General features: G+C 51.0%; 16 protein-coding genes and 2 pseudogenes. 10 read left to right on the forward strand and 8 right to left on the reverse strand.

Annotation, left to right across the window (positions count from 1 at the left end; translation table 11 throughout):
- On the forward strand, positions 1 to 89 hold an 89-nt coding region (locus K0778_RS22920), incomplete at its 5' end, for an IS3 family transposase (protein ID WP_071993917.1).
- A 33-nt stretch (positions 90 to 122) separates the two neighbouring features.
- Here K0778_RS22920 and K0778_RS27865 read toward each other — a convergent pair.
- A pseudogene (locus K0778_RS27865) lies at positions 123 to 197 on the reverse strand (hypothetical protein); the annotation flags it as partial.
- Between the two features lie 441 nt (positions 198 to 638).
- Entirely contained in the window at positions 639 to 851 is a 213-nt protein-coding gene (gene cspH / locus K0778_RS22925) for a cold shock-like protein CspH (protein ID WP_000087763.1), read from the reverse strand.
- A gap of 285 nt (positions 852 to 1,136) precedes the next feature.
- On the opposite strand from cspH, the gene cspG reads away from it, so the two are divergent.
- Genes cspG through K0778_RS22945 form a run of 4 tightly spaced genes read left to right on the forward strand, consistent with a single transcriptional unit; the run spans position 1,137 to position 1,916 of the window.
- Complete coding sequence (cspG, locus tag K0778_RS22930) at positions 1,137 to 1,349, forward strand: cold shock protein CspG (RefSeq protein WP_000066490.1); 213 nt, start codon at positions 1,137 to 1,139, stop codon at positions 1,347 to 1,349.
- A 10-nt stretch (positions 1,350 to 1,359) separates the two neighbouring features.
- Entirely contained in the window at positions 1,360 to 1,548 is a 189-nt protein-coding gene (locus tag K0778_RS22935) for a cold-shock protein (RefSeq protein WP_071524879.1), read from the forward strand.
- The gene (ymcE, locus tag K0778_RS22940) at positions 1,523 to 1,753 is read left to right on the forward strand and encodes a protein YmcE (RefSeq protein WP_001309400.1); all 231 of its coding nucleotides are present in this window, start codon (positions 1,523 to 1,525) and stop codon (positions 1,751 to 1,753) included. The genes K0778_RS22935 and ymcE overlap by 26 nt, the downstream gene beginning before the upstream one ends.
- Positions 1,743 to 1,916: a GnsA/GnsB family addiction module toxin gene (locus tag K0778_RS22945; RefSeq protein ID WP_001019197.1), complete on the forward strand. Its 174-nt coding sequence runs from the start codon at positions 1,743 to 1,745 to the stop codon at positions 1,914 to 1,916. Before ymcE ends, K0778_RS22945 begins: the two co-directional genes overlap by 11 nt.
- Before the next feature lie 48 nt (positions 1,917 to 1,964).
- Here the strand turns inward: K0778_RS22945 and K0778_RS22950 are convergent, their stop codons facing one another.
- Both K0778_RS22950 and torS read right to left on the reverse strand, forming a co-directional pair.
- Complete coding sequence (locus K0778_RS22950) at positions 1,965 to 3,038, reverse strand: 4Fe-4S binding protein (RefSeq protein WP_063084445.1); 1,074 nt, start codon at positions 3,036 to 3,038, stop codon at positions 1,965 to 1,967.
- Positions 3,039 to 3,109: 71 nt separating this feature from the next.
- Positions 3,110 to 5,854, reverse strand: coding sequence for a TMAO reductase system sensor histidine kinase/response regulator TorS (gene torS / locus K0778_RS22955; RefSeq protein WP_072651336.1), 2,745 nt, complete (start codon positions 5,852 to 5,854; stop codon positions 3,110 to 3,112).
- Between the two features lie 82 nt (positions 5,855 to 5,936).
- Between torS and torT the strand changes: the two genes are divergently transcribed.
- On the forward strand, positions 5,937 to 6,965 hold the full coding sequence (gene torT, locus K0778_RS22960) for a TMAO reductase system periplasmic protein TorT (protein ID WP_001264933.1): 1,029 nt from the start codon (positions 5,937 to 5,939) through the stop codon (positions 6,963 to 6,965).
- On the opposite strand, the gene torR is transcribed toward torT, so the two are convergent.
- Positions 6,938 to 7,630: a two-component system response regulator TorR gene (gene torR / locus K0778_RS22965; protein ID WP_001120112.1), complete on the reverse strand. Its 693-nt coding sequence runs from the start codon at positions 7,628 to 7,630 to the stop codon at positions 6,938 to 6,940. The genes torT and torR overlap by 28 nt on opposite strands.
- Positions 7,631 to 7,759: 129 nt before the next feature.
- On the opposite strand from torR, the gene torC reads away from it, so the two are divergent.
- From torC to torD, 3 genes are read left to right on the forward strand one after another with little or no spacing between them, the layout of a single operon-like run.
- Entirely contained in the window at positions 7,760 to 8,932 is a 1,173-nt protein-coding gene (gene torC, locus K0778_RS22970) for a pentaheme c-type cytochrome TorC (RefSeq protein ID WP_001543616.1), read from the forward strand.
- Positions 8,932 to 11,478: a trimethylamine-N-oxide reductase TorA gene (torA, locus tag K0778_RS22975; RefSeq protein WP_001619299.1), complete on the forward strand. Its 2,547-nt coding sequence runs from the start codon at positions 8,932 to 8,934 to the stop codon at positions 11,476 to 11,478. Before torC ends, torA begins: the two co-directional genes overlap by 1 nt.
- On the forward strand, positions 11,475 to 12,074 hold the full coding sequence (gene torD, locus K0778_RS22980) for a molecular chaperone TorD (RefSeq protein ID WP_000209894.1): 600 nt from the start codon (positions 11,475 to 11,477) through the stop codon (positions 12,072 to 12,074). Before torA ends, torD begins: the two co-directional genes overlap by 4 nt.
- A 151-nt stretch (positions 12,075 to 12,225) precedes the next feature.
- On the opposite strand, the gene cbpM is transcribed toward torD, so the two are convergent.
- Together cbpM and cbpA are read right to left on the reverse strand one after the other, a co-directional pair.
- A complete protein-coding gene (gene cbpM / locus K0778_RS22985) occupies positions 12,226 to 12,531 on the reverse strand; it encodes a chaperone modulator CbpM (RefSeq protein ID WP_000024560.1) in 306 nt (101 codons plus the stop codon).
- Complete coding sequence (gene cbpA / locus K0778_RS22990; protein ID WP_000420621.1) at positions 12,531 to 13,451, reverse strand: curved DNA-binding protein; 921 nt, start codon at positions 13,449 to 13,451, stop codon at positions 12,531 to 12,533. The genes cbpM and cbpA overlap by 1 nt, the downstream gene beginning before the upstream one ends.
- Before the next feature lie 260 nt (positions 13,452 to 13,711).
- On the opposite strand from cbpA, the pseudogene K0778_RS27870 reads away from it, so the two are divergent.
- Positions 13,712 to 13,789 (forward strand): annotated as a pseudogene (locus K0778_RS27870) (hypothetical protein); the annotation flags it as partial.
- Between the two features lie 15 nt (positions 13,790 to 13,804).
- Here K0778_RS27870 and K0778_RS22995 read toward each other — a convergent pair.
- A partial coding sequence (locus K0778_RS22995; protein WP_213131679.1) for an IS1 family transposase occupies positions 13,805 to 13,962 on the reverse strand: 158 nt, incomplete at its 5' end.

The raw sequence follows: 13,962 nt of genomic DNA on the forward strand, positions 1-13,962 counted from the left end.
ATATCGAATGTGATTACAATCGGTGGCGGCGGCACAGTTGGTGTGGCGGCCTCAGTCCGGAACAATTTGAAAACAAGAACCTCGCTTAGGCCTGTGTCCATATTACGTGGGTAGGATCATGTTGCTTCAGGGGCAGCAAACGCAGCTGGCGTCGTCAACATGAAGGCCATAAGGATTGCAGAAAGCTTGTGTTTCATAACTTTTCCTTTATTCATCGCATGGACAATACGTACGCTTGAGATCAGGATTGTCTACTTTGAGTATAACATCCTTGTGAAATCTCCCTTTCCTCATACCGCTTGCACTATATACTGCGGGTAGGAAAGGCGCGCAGAGGGAAATATAAGATTGTTAACTATCCCCCTCTGGAAATACGACTTGTGAGCATAAGATAAATCTTAGCAAAATACAAATTAAAGATAAGGAAATTGTTACGAAAGCTATTAATTATTGTTGGTAATATAGTTTCAAGTGGTACTATAACTGGCTGTTAAATGGCATTTATAACTATTAGGTGCAGAGATATTCGCTTAAATGGATTAGTTTCTTTGTGGAAAAGTAACTGATGTTATAATGTATGATGTTGACTATTGCACTATTCCAATAAAACCAGTCAGCTTTAAACAAGCAGCGTCATATTAAGAGAGATAAACATTTGCCGCTGTTGGTCCTCGCAGGCCATTTACGCGGCAAAATTCCACACGTAATCCTGGTATAAGCACTTCTGCGTCGCGGGGAGTGAATGCGGAAATATGGACCTGAACTTCTTTACGACCGTCGGAGGGGATAATGAATCCTTTGCCGCTTTTGCGATCAAAGGTTTTGACAATTCCTGTCATTTTACGGGACAAACAAATTCCTTACTGAAAATACTGCGCTGCACTATACGGGGTTAATAAAATAAAGCCAGCGATATTTAAGACCGCCGGACGGCTAAAATAAAATTTGCTTAATCTCAATTATCATGCGTTAATAGCTGCGTCGGTTTGAAAGACAGACAGCATACAAAGTAGTTTACTAAAGCAGTTCTCATTATCAGGCATTATCCCCTTCTTTTGAGTCTCTCTCCTGAACACTAAGTAGTTTCTGTATTAAAGCCCTGTTTGCCGAAAGGCCCAAAATGAAGGAAGTAAAATATGTCTAATAAAATGACTGGTTTAGTAAAATGGTTTAACGCAGATAAAGGTTTTGGCTTTATCACTCCTGATGATGGCAGCAAAGACGTTTTCGTCCATTTCACCGCCATCCAGAGCAATGAATTCCGCACGCTGAACGAAAATCAGAAAGTTGAATTTTCTATTGAGCAGGGGCAACGTGGCCCCGCGGCAGCGAACGTTGTTACGCTCTAAGGTTGCCATTATTACTCAACATCTCCATTTCCGCTGTCCATGTTGTCATGGTTCACAGTACCGCACATCGGCATTCGATGTGACGGAGCGAAACCCTTTGGGCGCTAAGTGTATTTTTTGTAAATCGACGATGATCACCTTTGATAACGTCGCGCTGCAAATACGCACTGACCATGCGCCGCTGGATTTCACAAAATAATATCAGGCTCCCTCGTGGAGCCTTTTTTATATCTGCCTTATTTTTCTTCAACGCTGTATGTATAGTAAGCGATAACCTGTTGATTATTGAATCTTTCGGGGAGATGGCTTATAACATTTCTTACCTGACCAGGGTACCGGGAACCAACACCTTACTGGCGTGTTGCTGTCTTTTAAGACCAGAAGAGGTTAACAGTGAATATTGAAGAGTTAAAAAAACAAGCCGAAACGGAAATCGCCGACTTTATCGCGCAAAAAATCGCCGAGCTGAACAAGAATACAGGGAAAGAAGTCTCTGAAATTCGCTTCACCGCACGAGAAAAAATGACCGGGCTTGAAAGTTATGATGTCAAAATCAAAATAATGTGATTTTGTGAACATCACCCCGTGCGAGGTGATGTTCCGCTTGTTGCTAATTTAGTGACCAATCATTGGCGCTTGTGGAATTAAGCGTCGGTACAATTCCTCCGGCACCGGGCTTTGCCATACTCCCGCATACATTGCGTAACCAATCACCGCAAACATAATCCCCAGAACCAGTAGCGTCATTAACCAGCCAGACAACGCAAAGGCTTTTTTATTTGCCGCAGGTTTTTGCAGTGAAAAGGTCAATGTTGAGGCTAACGGACATGACTCTACGCAAGTCATACAGCCGGTACATTCCACTGTTCGTACCTGAATTAATTTATCGACCGGGATCCGTGATGGGCAATTTTTTGCGCATTTGCCACAGTCGATACAACTTTCGGCATTGCGACGAATCTTAAACGGCGACAATAGCGAAACCACGCCCATCAGCGCGCCATATGGGCAAAGATAACGACACCAGGCATGGCGAATAAACAGGCTGGCAATCAGCAAAACGGTCACGCTGATTAATGTCGCGGTCCCCATATGACGAAAGAAATCGAGCATTTTAACGTCCATCACCACGCTGTAGGGCGACAACATAAAATAGTGAATCGCCTGAGCGGGCATCAATAACGCGATATAGATAAAAAAACTCAACAGCAAATACTTCACGCCGCGCAGAGGAATATCCAGCCAGCGGGGAAGGACACATTGCCGACCAAACAGTTTGTTACCGAGATCGCCGATTAATTCAGAAAGCGTACCAACCGGGCATAACCATGAGCAAAAGGCCTTTTTGAGTAATAGACTGATGACGATAAAAGCGACCAATAACAGCATCGCGGCGGCGTGGACGGACGGTAACTGACCTGTTACAAGGCTATATTTCAGATTCATCAGCCCGGCAATCGGTAGCCAGCCTTCGATACCTCCCGGTCTGGCGACAAATGTCGTGCTACTTGCCGTTTCGTAATAGCGCACCCAATACCAGAACGTGATGGCAATATAAATATTCATTGCCAACAGTAATAATTGCGTCGCTTTACGCCAGGTCGTGGCATTACGCCAGTCATTCCACGGTAATTTGCCGCCCGTCGTGCCTGGCCGCCGCTGCCAGCGGGTTCTTTTATTCTCTGCCATGATTTTGCCAGTCCGTTAAGTTGTATACCAAATGCCACTATTCTAGTTGTTCTTAACTGGCTGATATTGATTCAAATCGCGTTCAGGTCTTTCTTATGCAACCATGCTTCCAGAGCGGCAACACTGCGTGTAATTTCTTCGTGTGGAAGGGGGGCAGATAATGGCTGCTGCTCCAGTTGTGCGCATAGCTGGCTGGCGATATGCATTCCCAGACTCGAGCAACTGCTTTTTAGCTGATGCGCGGCACGCTTTATTTTCTCGCTATCCTGACTGGCGCGGGCAATGTCGATTTCATCGAGAAGCGGCAGGGCATGTTGTGTAAATAATACCAGCCATTCGTGGATCTTCTCCGTCCCCATTAACTGAGCATCTTCATTGAGTTGCGATACATCCAGCGATTGATCGTTATTGACTTGCAGTTGGAGATAGTGCGCCAGTAACTGACCGAGCACTTCACGCGGCACCGGTTTAGGGATAATCCCGCGGAATAATGAACTGGTACGCTGGCGCAGCGTTTCGTCAATGACATGGGCGCTAAAGCCAATCAAAACCAGCGACGGATATTGCTGTGCCAGTTGTCGGGCAAGCGTAATACCGTCGACATCCGGCAGATCAAAATCCACCAGTGCGGCAGCAAACGGTTCGCTATTTTGCAGTGTCTCTAAAGCCTGCGCGGCATTGCCAACAGCAACAACCTGCGCACCACTGGTGTTCAGCATCTCAACGGTAATTCGCTGGGTTAGCGGGTTATCTTCAATTAACAGCAAACGTAAACCGTCAAGACGCACCGCCTGATTGACTGTTTTTGGCACGGGTGCCGTGGCAACACGTAACGGCAAGCGTAAACAAAAACAGCTTCCAACCTCCGGCGTGCTGGTGGCGCTCAGTTCGCCGCCCATCGCCTGGGCCAGACGGCTACTGATAGTCAGCCCCAGCCCGGTGCCGCCGCGTTTGCCGCTTACCTGCACAAATGGCTGGAAGATTTCTGCCAGTTTCGCGGGATCAATACCGCAGCCGCTGTCTTCCACTTCGACCAGCCATTGCTCGCCATCAGTGCGACTACGCAGGATAATGTACCCTTCGTCAGTAAAACGCAGGGCGTTGCTCAACAGGTTGGTTATAACCTGACGAATACGTCGTGGATCGCCCATTAACGCGCACGGCATATCATCGGCAATTGCCGTTGCCAGGCGAATCGGGCGACCTTTCACCCGTCCGCTCATTAATTGCAGGGTACTTTCCAGCAGCGGGCGCGGTTCAAAGGGCTCATCGCTGACCGAAACATTCTTGCCACCTGCTTCGATAGCGGAATAATCGAGAATATCGTTGAGGATGGTCAGCAACGATTCACCAGAGTCAGTAATTGCCCGCAAATCATCACGCTGGGCGTTAAGTGCGGGGTTATCTGCCAGCAGTTGAGCAGTGCCGAGAATACCGTACAGCGGTGTGCGGATCTCATGGCTCATCGCCGCCAGAAACGCCGATTTTGCCTGGCTGGCTTTTTCTGCTTCCGCCCGTGCCTGTCGGTGTTCTATCACCAGTTCCTGCAATTCAGCTGTACGCGCTTTGACCTGCGCCGCCAGCTGTTCGCGGTGGCGATTCAGTGCATGAACATTGCTGCGAAACGCATCCATCAGCCGCCCGATGGTATCCAGCTCCCGTACGCCAGCGGTTTCCGGGAAAGGGGAGTCAATATCACCGTCCAGCAGCCGTTGCAGCGACTGCGTTTGTTCGGCAAGTGGACGCGTGACTGAGCGATAAACCACGCGCCAGAGGATCAGAATCAGTGCGCAAAGTGAAACCATCCCCAGCAATAACAGGCTGTATTGCCCGCGTGCACTCGCTTTTTCCAGATGCGCCAGTCCGTGCTGATTACGCAGCTCAATGGTGTCGACCAGCTGACTGACTTCGCTACTAAACTGCGCGAACTGGGCGATGTTATTTTGTGCGAGAGTTTGTAGGTGATTGCTGATTTCACTGTCCTGCTGATACAGCGCCAGCAAATCGCTATATTGGCTAACGGTAGTTAACGTTGTTGCGACCTGCGCACGAACACCCGGATCTTCAATGCGTATTTGCCGACGTTGCAGAATTTTCACCGCATTATTGAGCTGCTTTTCCAGCGTTGGTGCATTTTTCTGGATCTGCTCCAGCCCCAGATTCATCACCATTTGCTGCACCCGCAGAGCGCTAAGGCGCAGTTCATTCATCTGGTTAACATACTCAAGATCGATATCAATCAGCCGATCGAGTGCACTTTCAGCAGCCTGACGCTGATCTTGTTCGATCAAATCGTAAATCCCGGCCTGGGTCGCTCCAGCGGAAGTTGTCGCATTATTCGCCTGACCTTGCGCCAGGCGTGCGATCTCATCGGCGGCAGCGACTATCTGCTGACTGAGTTGCTGTTGTTGCTGGCGCAGTTGCAAACGCTGCCCCACCAGTTCCCCTTGCTGACGTAACGAACGGGAGATCTCCTGCTCCTGTTGTTCAATAGCGGTGGTATCAAAACCTTGTTCCCGTAACGCTTGCAGCAACGCATTAATCTTCAGGCTTTGTGCGGTGAGCATTCGCCCCTGCGCCTGCCACATCTTTTCGTTATCGGCACTGGTCAGGTTCTGCGCGGCGAAAAGTTCCCAGGCGCTGGCTTCGCTCAACTGGCGCGCCATATTCATGGTAGGAATCAATGCCTGAGTGTTGTCTTTTTCCACCTGGCTGATAAAGCGCAGGTTGTACCATCCCACCAGGGTACTGGTCAGGGTTAACAGCGCCATCAGGGCAAAGCCCATCCAGAGTCTTCGGGTCAGGGTTAAATTCACGGTCGGTGCACTTTAGGTGAAAAAGGTTGAGTCGCAAAGCGGAATGCATCTAGCATAAAGCCTTATTATTGATGAGGCTATCATGCGCGTACTGCTATTTTTACTTCTTTCCCTTTTCATGTTGCCGGCATTTTCGGCTGATAACCTGTTGCGCTGGCATGATGCGCAGCATTTCACGGTGCAAGCCTCTACGCCGCTTAAAGCCAAACGCGCATGGAAACTGTGCGCGCTTTATCCCAGCCTGAAAGATTCATATTGGTTATCGTTGAACTATGGTATGCAGGAGGCTGCTCGCCGCTACGGTGTGGATTTAAAAGTGCTGGAGGCAGGCGGCTACAGCCAGTTGGCTACCCAGCAAGCACAAATCGACCAGTGTAAACAGTGGGGCGCAGAGGCCATTTTGCTCGGTAGTAGCACGACCTCATTTCCCGACCTGCAAAAGCAGGTAGCAAGTCTGCCGGTGATCGAACTGGTAAATGCTATTGATGCTCCCCAGGTGAAAAGCCGCGTTGGTGTGCCCTGGTTTCAGATGGGCTATCAACCGGGGCGATATCTGGTGCAATGGGCGCACGGTAAACCACTGAATGTGCTGTTGATGCCCGGACCCGATAACGCCGGGGGCAGTAAGGAGATGGTCGAGGGTTTTCGCGCAGCCATTGCCGGAAGCCCGGTGCGTATTGTTGATATTGCGCTTGGTGATAACGATATTGAAATCCAGCGTAACCTGTTGCAGGAGATGCTGGAACGCCATCCAGAAATCGACGTCGTTGCCGGAACGGCCATTGCGGCAGAGGCGGCAATGGGGGAAGGGCGTAACCTGAAAACGCCGCTTACCGTGGTGTCGTTTTATCTTTCACATCAGGTGTATCGCGGGCTGAAGCGGGGAAGAGTGATTATGGCTGCCAGCGATCAAATGGTCTGGCAGGGGGAACTGGCAGTTGAGCAGGCCATCAGGCAATTACAGGGGCAATCGGTGTCTGATAATGTCAGCCCACCGATTTTAGTTCTGACGCCGAAAAATGCCGACCGAGAACATATCCGCCGCTCGCTGTCACCGGGGGGATTTCGTCCGGTCTATTTTTATCAGCACACATCAGCGGCTAAGAAATAACCTTCACCATGTTGCGTCACCAGTAAATCCGCGCTGAGTTTATGACGTAAACGACGAATTAACACATCGACGGTGCGCAGGTCAGGGTTTTCCACCCGACGCGCAGAAAGCATACGTAGCAGACGTTCACGGCTGAGAATTTCGCCCGGATTCGTCACAAATGCCACCAACATTTCATACTCTGCGCGGGTCAGTTTAATCGGCTCGCCATCCCGCTCCAGCGTATGGCGCGACACATTCAGGCAATAACCGGCAAAGCGATAGCAGTTGTCCTGAGTGTGCGGTTGAGCTTGTCGCGCGAGGTCGATTCGCCAGAGCAGATTTTTCACCCGTACTACCAGTTCGCGCAGTTCCAGCGGTTTGGTGACGTAATCGTCTGCGCCCATTTCCAGCCCAACAATACGGTCAATCCGATCGCTGCGTCCGGTAACCAGAATAATCCCCACCGTTGAGCGTTCTCGCAGGGCGCGGGTTAACATCAGGCCATTTTCATCGGGTAAGTTGATATCCAGCAGAATTAAATCTACCGGCTGATTCTGCATAATTTCCCGCAGCCCGGCACCGCTCGCTGTAACGGAAACGGTATACCCCTCCTGAGTGAAGTAAGATTGTAATCGCGCCTGGGTAACCGGCTCATCTTCAACAATAACAATGTGATGTGGCATCAGAGGGTTTTACTCATTCTGTTCATATCTGTTCATATTCTGCCGTAAGCCGTTCATCCTGACCAGTGCCGCTGTTCATATTTGCTCATTAAGATCGCTTCACTAAACCATAATTCTACAGGGGTTATTATGCGGAAACTCTGGAACGCGCTACGCCGACCCAGTGCTCGTTGGTCGGTACTGGCGCTGGTCGCAATTGGGATTGTGATTGGCATTGCGCTGATTGTATTGCCACACGTTGGGATCAAAGTCACCAGCACAACCCAATTTTGTGTCAGTTGCCACAGTATGCAACCGGTGTATGAAGAATATAAACAGTCGGTGCATTTCCAGAACGCCTCCGGTGTGCGAGCTGAATGCCATGACTGTCATATCCCGCCGGATATTCCAGGCATGGTGAAGCGCAAACTGGAAGCGAGCAACGACATTTACCAGACCTTTATTGCTCACTCCATTGATACACCTGAAAAATTCGAAGCCAAACGCGCGGAACTTGCCGAGCGTGAATGGGCGCGAATGAAAGAAAACAACTCGGCAACCTGTCGCTCCTGCCATAACTACGATGCGATGGATCATGCCAAGCAGCATCCTGAAGCGGCACGTCAGATGAAGGTGGCAGCGAAAGATAATCAATCCTGCATCGACTGTCATAAAGGTATTGCCCACCAGTTACCGGATATGAGTAGCGGCTTCCGTAAGCAGTTCGATGAGCTGCGCGCCAGTGCTAATGACAGTGGTGACACGCTGTACTCTATTGATATTAAGCCGATTTATGCGGCGAAAGGCGATAAAGAAGCCTCTGGTTCTCTGCTGCCTGCTTCGGAAGTGAAAGTCCTTAAACGTGACGGCGACTGGTTGCAAATTGAAATTACCGGCTGGACGGAAAGCGCCGGACGTCAGCGTGTACTCACCCAATTCCCAGGTAAACGCATCTTTGTTGCCTCGATTCGTGGTGATGTGCAGCAGCAGGTAAAAACGCTGGAGAAAACCACCGTTGCCGACACCAATACCGAGTGGAGCAAGTTGCAGGCCACCGCGTGGATGAAGAAAGGTGACATGGTGAACGATATCAAACCGATCTGGGCTTATGCGGATTCGTTGTACAACGGCACCTGTAACCAGTGCCACGGCGCACCGGAAATCTCTCACTTTGACGCTAACGGCTGGATTGGCACGCTCAACGGCATGATCGGCTTTACCAGCCTCGATAAACGTGAAGAACGCACCTTGTTGAAATATCTGCAAATGAATGCGTCTGACACCGCAGGTAAGGCTCACGGCGATAAGAAGGAAGAAAAATAATGAACAATAACGATCTCTTTCAGGCATCACGTCGGCGTTTTCTGGCACAACTCGGCGGCTTAACCGTCGCCGGGATGCTGGGGCCGTCATTGTTAACGCCGCGCCGTGCGACTGCGGCGCAAGCGGCGACTGAGGCTGTCATCTCGAAAGAGGGCATTCTTACCGGGTCGCACTGGGGGGCTATCCGCGCGACGGTGAAGGATGGTCGCTTTGTGGCGGCAAAACCGTTCGAACTGGATAAATATCCGTCGAAAATGATTGCCGGATTGCCGGATCACGTACACAACGCGGCGCGTATTCGTTATCCGATGGTACGCGTGGGCTGGCTGCGTAAGCGCCATCTCAGCGATACCTCCCAGCGCGGTGATAACCGTTTTGTGCGCGTGAGTTGGGATGAAGCCCTCGACATGTTCTATGAAGAACTGGAACGCGTGCAGAAAACTCACGGGCCGAGTGCCTTGCTGACCGCCAGTGGTTGGCAATCGACGGGGATGTTCCATAACGCTTCGGGGATGCTGGCGAAAGCTATTGCCTTGCATGGTAATAGCGTTGGTACGGGCGGAGATTACTCTACCGGTGCTGCGCAGGTGATCCTGCCGCGCGTAGTCGGTTCGATGGAAGTGTATGAACAGCAAACCTCCTGGCCGCTGGTATTGCAGAACAGCAAAACCATTGTGCTGTGGGGCTCCGATTTGCTGAAAAACCAGCAAGCGAACTGGTGGTGCCCGGATCACGATGTTTATGAATATTACGAGCAGCTAAAAGCGAAAGTCGCCGCCGGTGAAATTGAGGTCATCAGCATCGATCCGGTTGTCACATCCACCCATGAGTATCTGGGGCGCGGGCATGTGAAGCACATAGCGGTTAACCCGCAAACTGACGTGCCGCTGCAACTGGCGCTGGCGTATACGCTGTACAGTGAAAACCTGTACGACAAAAACTTCCTCGCTAACTACTGTGTAGGTTTTGAGCAGTTCCTGCCGTACCTGCTGGGTGAGAAAGACGGTCAGCCGAAAGATGCCGCATGGGCTGAAAAACTGACCGGCATTGATGCCGAAACCATTCGTGGGCTGGCGCGGCAGATGGCGGCGAACAGAACGCAAATTATTGCTGGCTGGTGCGTGCAGCGTATGCAGCACGGTGAACAGTGGGCGTGGATGATTGTGGTTCTGGCGGCGATGCTGGGGCAAATTGGCCTGCCAGGTGGTGGTTTTGGTTTTGGCTGGCACTACAACGGCGCAGGCACGCCGGGGCGTAAAGGCGTTATTCTGAGTGGTTTCTCCGGCTCTACGTCGATTCCGCCTGTTCACGACAACAGTGACTACAAAGGCTACAGCAGCACTATTCCGATTGCCCGTTTTATCGATGCGATCCTCGAACCGGGGAAAGTGATCAACTGGAACGGTAAATCGGTAAAACTGCCGCCGCTGAAAATGTGTATTTTTGCCGGAACTAACCCATTCCATCGCCATCAGCAGATCAACCGCATTATTGAAGGCTTGCGCAAGCTGGAAACGGTTATCGCCATAGATAACCAGTGGACCTCAACCTGCCGCTTTGCCGATATCGTACTGCCTGCGACCACGCAGTTTGAGCGTAACGATCTCGACCAGTACGGCAATCACTCCAACCGTGGCATTATCGCCATGAAACAGGTGGTGCCGCCGCAGTTCGAGGCGCGCAACGACTTCGATATTTTCCGCGAGCTGTGCCGTCGCTTTAATCGCGAAGAAGCCTTTACCGAAGGGCTGGACGAAATGGGCTGGCTGAAACGCATCTGGCAGGAAGGTGTACAGCAAGGCAAAGGACGCGGCGTTCATCTGCCAGCGTTTGATGACTTCTGGAATAACAAAGAGTACGTCGAGTTTGACCATCCGCAGATGTTTGTTCGCCACCAGGCATTCCGCGAAGATCCGGATCTCGAACCGCTGGGCACGCCGAGTGGCCTGATTGAGATCTACTCGAAAACTATCGCCGATATGAACTACGACGATTGTCAGGGGCATCCGATGTGGTTTGAGAAAATCGAACGCTCCCACGGTGGGCCTGGCTCGCAAAAGTATCCGTTGCATCTGCAATCTGTGCATCCGGATTTCCGACTTCACTCGCAGTTATGTGAGTCGGAAACGCTGCGTCAGCAATATACGGTAGCGGGTAAAGAGCCAGTATTCATTAACCCGCAGGATGCCAGCGCGCGCGGTATTCGTAACGGTGATGTGGTACGCGTCTTTAACGCTCGCGGTCAGGTGTTGGCAGGGGCAGTGGTTTCTGACCGCTATGCACCCGGCGTGGCACGAATTCACGAAGGGGCATGGTACGATCCAGATAAAGGCGGCGAGCCTGGTGCGCTGTGCAAATACGGTAACCCCAACGTGTTGACCATCGACATCGGTACATCGCAGCTGGCGCAGGCGACCAGTGCGCACACTACGCTGGTGGAAATTGAGAAGTACAACGGAACAGTGGAGCAGGTGACGGCGTTTAACGGCCCCGTGGAGATGGTGGCGCAGTGCGAATATGTTCCCGCGTCGCAGGTGAAATCATGACCACGCTGACAGCACAACAGATTGCCTGTGTTTACGCCTGGCTAGCGCAGTTGTTCTCCCGTGAGCTGGACGATGAACAACTGACGCAAATCGCCAGTGCGCAGATGGCTGAATGGTTTTCGTTGCTGAAAAGCGAACCGCCGCTCACTGCGGCGGTGAACGAGCTGGAAAACCGTATTGCCACGCTGACAGTACGTGACGATGCCCGTCTGGAACTGGCCGCGGACTTTTGCGGCCTGTTTCTGATGACCGACAAACAAGCGGCGCTGCCGTATGCATCGGCCTACAAACAGGACGAGCAAGAGATTAAACGCTTGTTAGTTGAGGCAGGGATGGAAACCAGCGGCAATTTCAACGAACCGGCAGATCATCTGGCGATCTATCTCGAATTGCTCAGCCATCTGCATTTTTCGCTGGGAGAGGGGACCGTTCCTGCGCGAAGAATCGACAGTTTGCGGCAAAAAACACTGACGGCGCTGTGGCAATGGTTACCAGAGTTTGTTGCGCGTTGTCGTCAGTATGACAGCTTTGGTTTTTACGCGGCACTAAGCCAGTTATTGCTGGTGTTAGTGGAGTGCGACCACCAAAACAGATAACGTCGTTTGTGCGCCTGAAAAGACGCGTTTAGCGTCGCATCAGGCATTATGGCGCAGTTGCCGGATGCGGCGTGAACGTCTTATCCGGCCCACAGGAACTGTAATCTTTGTAGACCGGTTAAGATGCGTCATCGCATCCGGCAAACACACATCACGGATGAGCTACAAACCGGGAAAGCCGCTGGCGCAGCAGGCGGTTTTCCTGCTTCAGGTGCGCAATATCATCCATTAACGTCAGCGCCACCGCGATCCCCGGCCAGTCCAGAGCCAGTTCATGACGCAGGCGTACCGCGCGTTGCACCACAATGGCGGCATGGTCGTCAAATACCCAGGTTGTTTCCTGGATCTCACGCGGTTCAACCACCCCCAAACCGACAATTTCATTCAACTCCTCTTCAGAGATGCCGGTATGCAGGCAAAATTCGGTAATAGTAAAAGTCACCGTAACATTAGCCATTATGCTTTCCCCCAATCTTTACGTGGATCAAAAGACGACTGGGCGTCTGCCAGTTGCTGCCACAGCGCGGCAGTGTTTTCATCCGGTTTCGGCGGCATCACGATTTTCAGTACCGCATACAGATCGCCGGTCTGTTTTTTGCTCACCAGACCTTTGCCTTTAACGCGCAATCGTTGCCCGGCCTGGCTGCCTGGCGGGATAGTCAGCAAAATGCTTTCTTTCAGTGTTGGAACGGTGACTTTAGCACCCAGCGCCGCTTCCCACGGGCTAACCGGCACCACAATTTCCAGATCCTGGCCGACAATATCAAACAGCGGATGTGGCGCAATATGAATCACCAGCCACAAATCGCCATTTGGACCGCCGTTTTCGCCCGGCGTCCCCTGGCCTTTCAGACGGATGCGTTGACCATTGCCGACGCCCGCCGGGATCTTCACATTCAGCGTTTTCGGAATTTCCTGTTCGATCATGCCAAAGGCGTTATAAACCGGCAGGTTATAGCTGATGGTACGCTTATGCTCAGTAAGCGTTTCTTCGAGGAATACCGCCACTTCGATTTCAATATCGTGGCCGCGTGTGGCGGGGCGTTGACGGCTCTGGCGGGCATGCTGACCGAAAATTGACGAGAAGATATCGTCAAAATCTTCGGCGTTAAAACTCTGACCGTCGCCATGGTGGAACTGACGGTTAAATTGCGGATCGTTGCGATGTTGCCACATCTGATCATACTCAGCGCGACGTTGTTCATCACTTAACACTTCCCAGGCTTCAGCGACCTCTTTGAAGCGGGCTTCGGCATCCGGTTCTTTGCTGACATCAGGATGGTATTTGCGGGCAAGTCGACGATAGGCGGTCTTGATTGTCTTGAGATCGTCCGTCGGTTTCACGCCCATGATGGCGTAATAATCCTTTAATTCCATAGCGTTATCTCGCGTAAATCAACACAAATTGAAGGAACCCCTGTAAGGTAACTCCTATAAGTGTAGGGTAATCCTCAAAATTTCATATGCCAACACAGAATATGTTATTGAAATCATCGCGGAGAGGAGGTCGCCATCAAGATGGGTTGCTGAACATATTTTAAACAGGTGAAAAAGGGTGAGCGATTTTTGATAGTTGAACCAGGCACTTTAAGTTTAACTAGGGCGTCATTATTTATTAAATTTTATAGACGCTATATATGGGTAGTAATATACATGGAATTAGTTGCACTGCAAATAATTATTTGAAACAGGCCTGGAACGATATAAAAAATGAGGGTAATGACTCCAACTTACTGATAGTGTTTTATGTTCAGATAATGCCCGATGATCTTGTCATGCAGCTCCACCGATTTTGAGAACGACAGTGACTTCCGTCCCAGCCTTGCCAGATGTTGTCTCAGATTCAGATTATGTCGCTCAATGCGCTGAGTGTAACGCTTGCTGATAA

Origin of the sequence: Escherichia sp. XD33 (assembly GCF_019375075.1) — a bacterium.
Taxonomy (GTDB): domain Bacteria; phylum Pseudomonadota; class Gammaproteobacteria; order Enterobacterales; family Enterobacteriaceae; genus Enterobacter; species Enterobacter flexneri_A.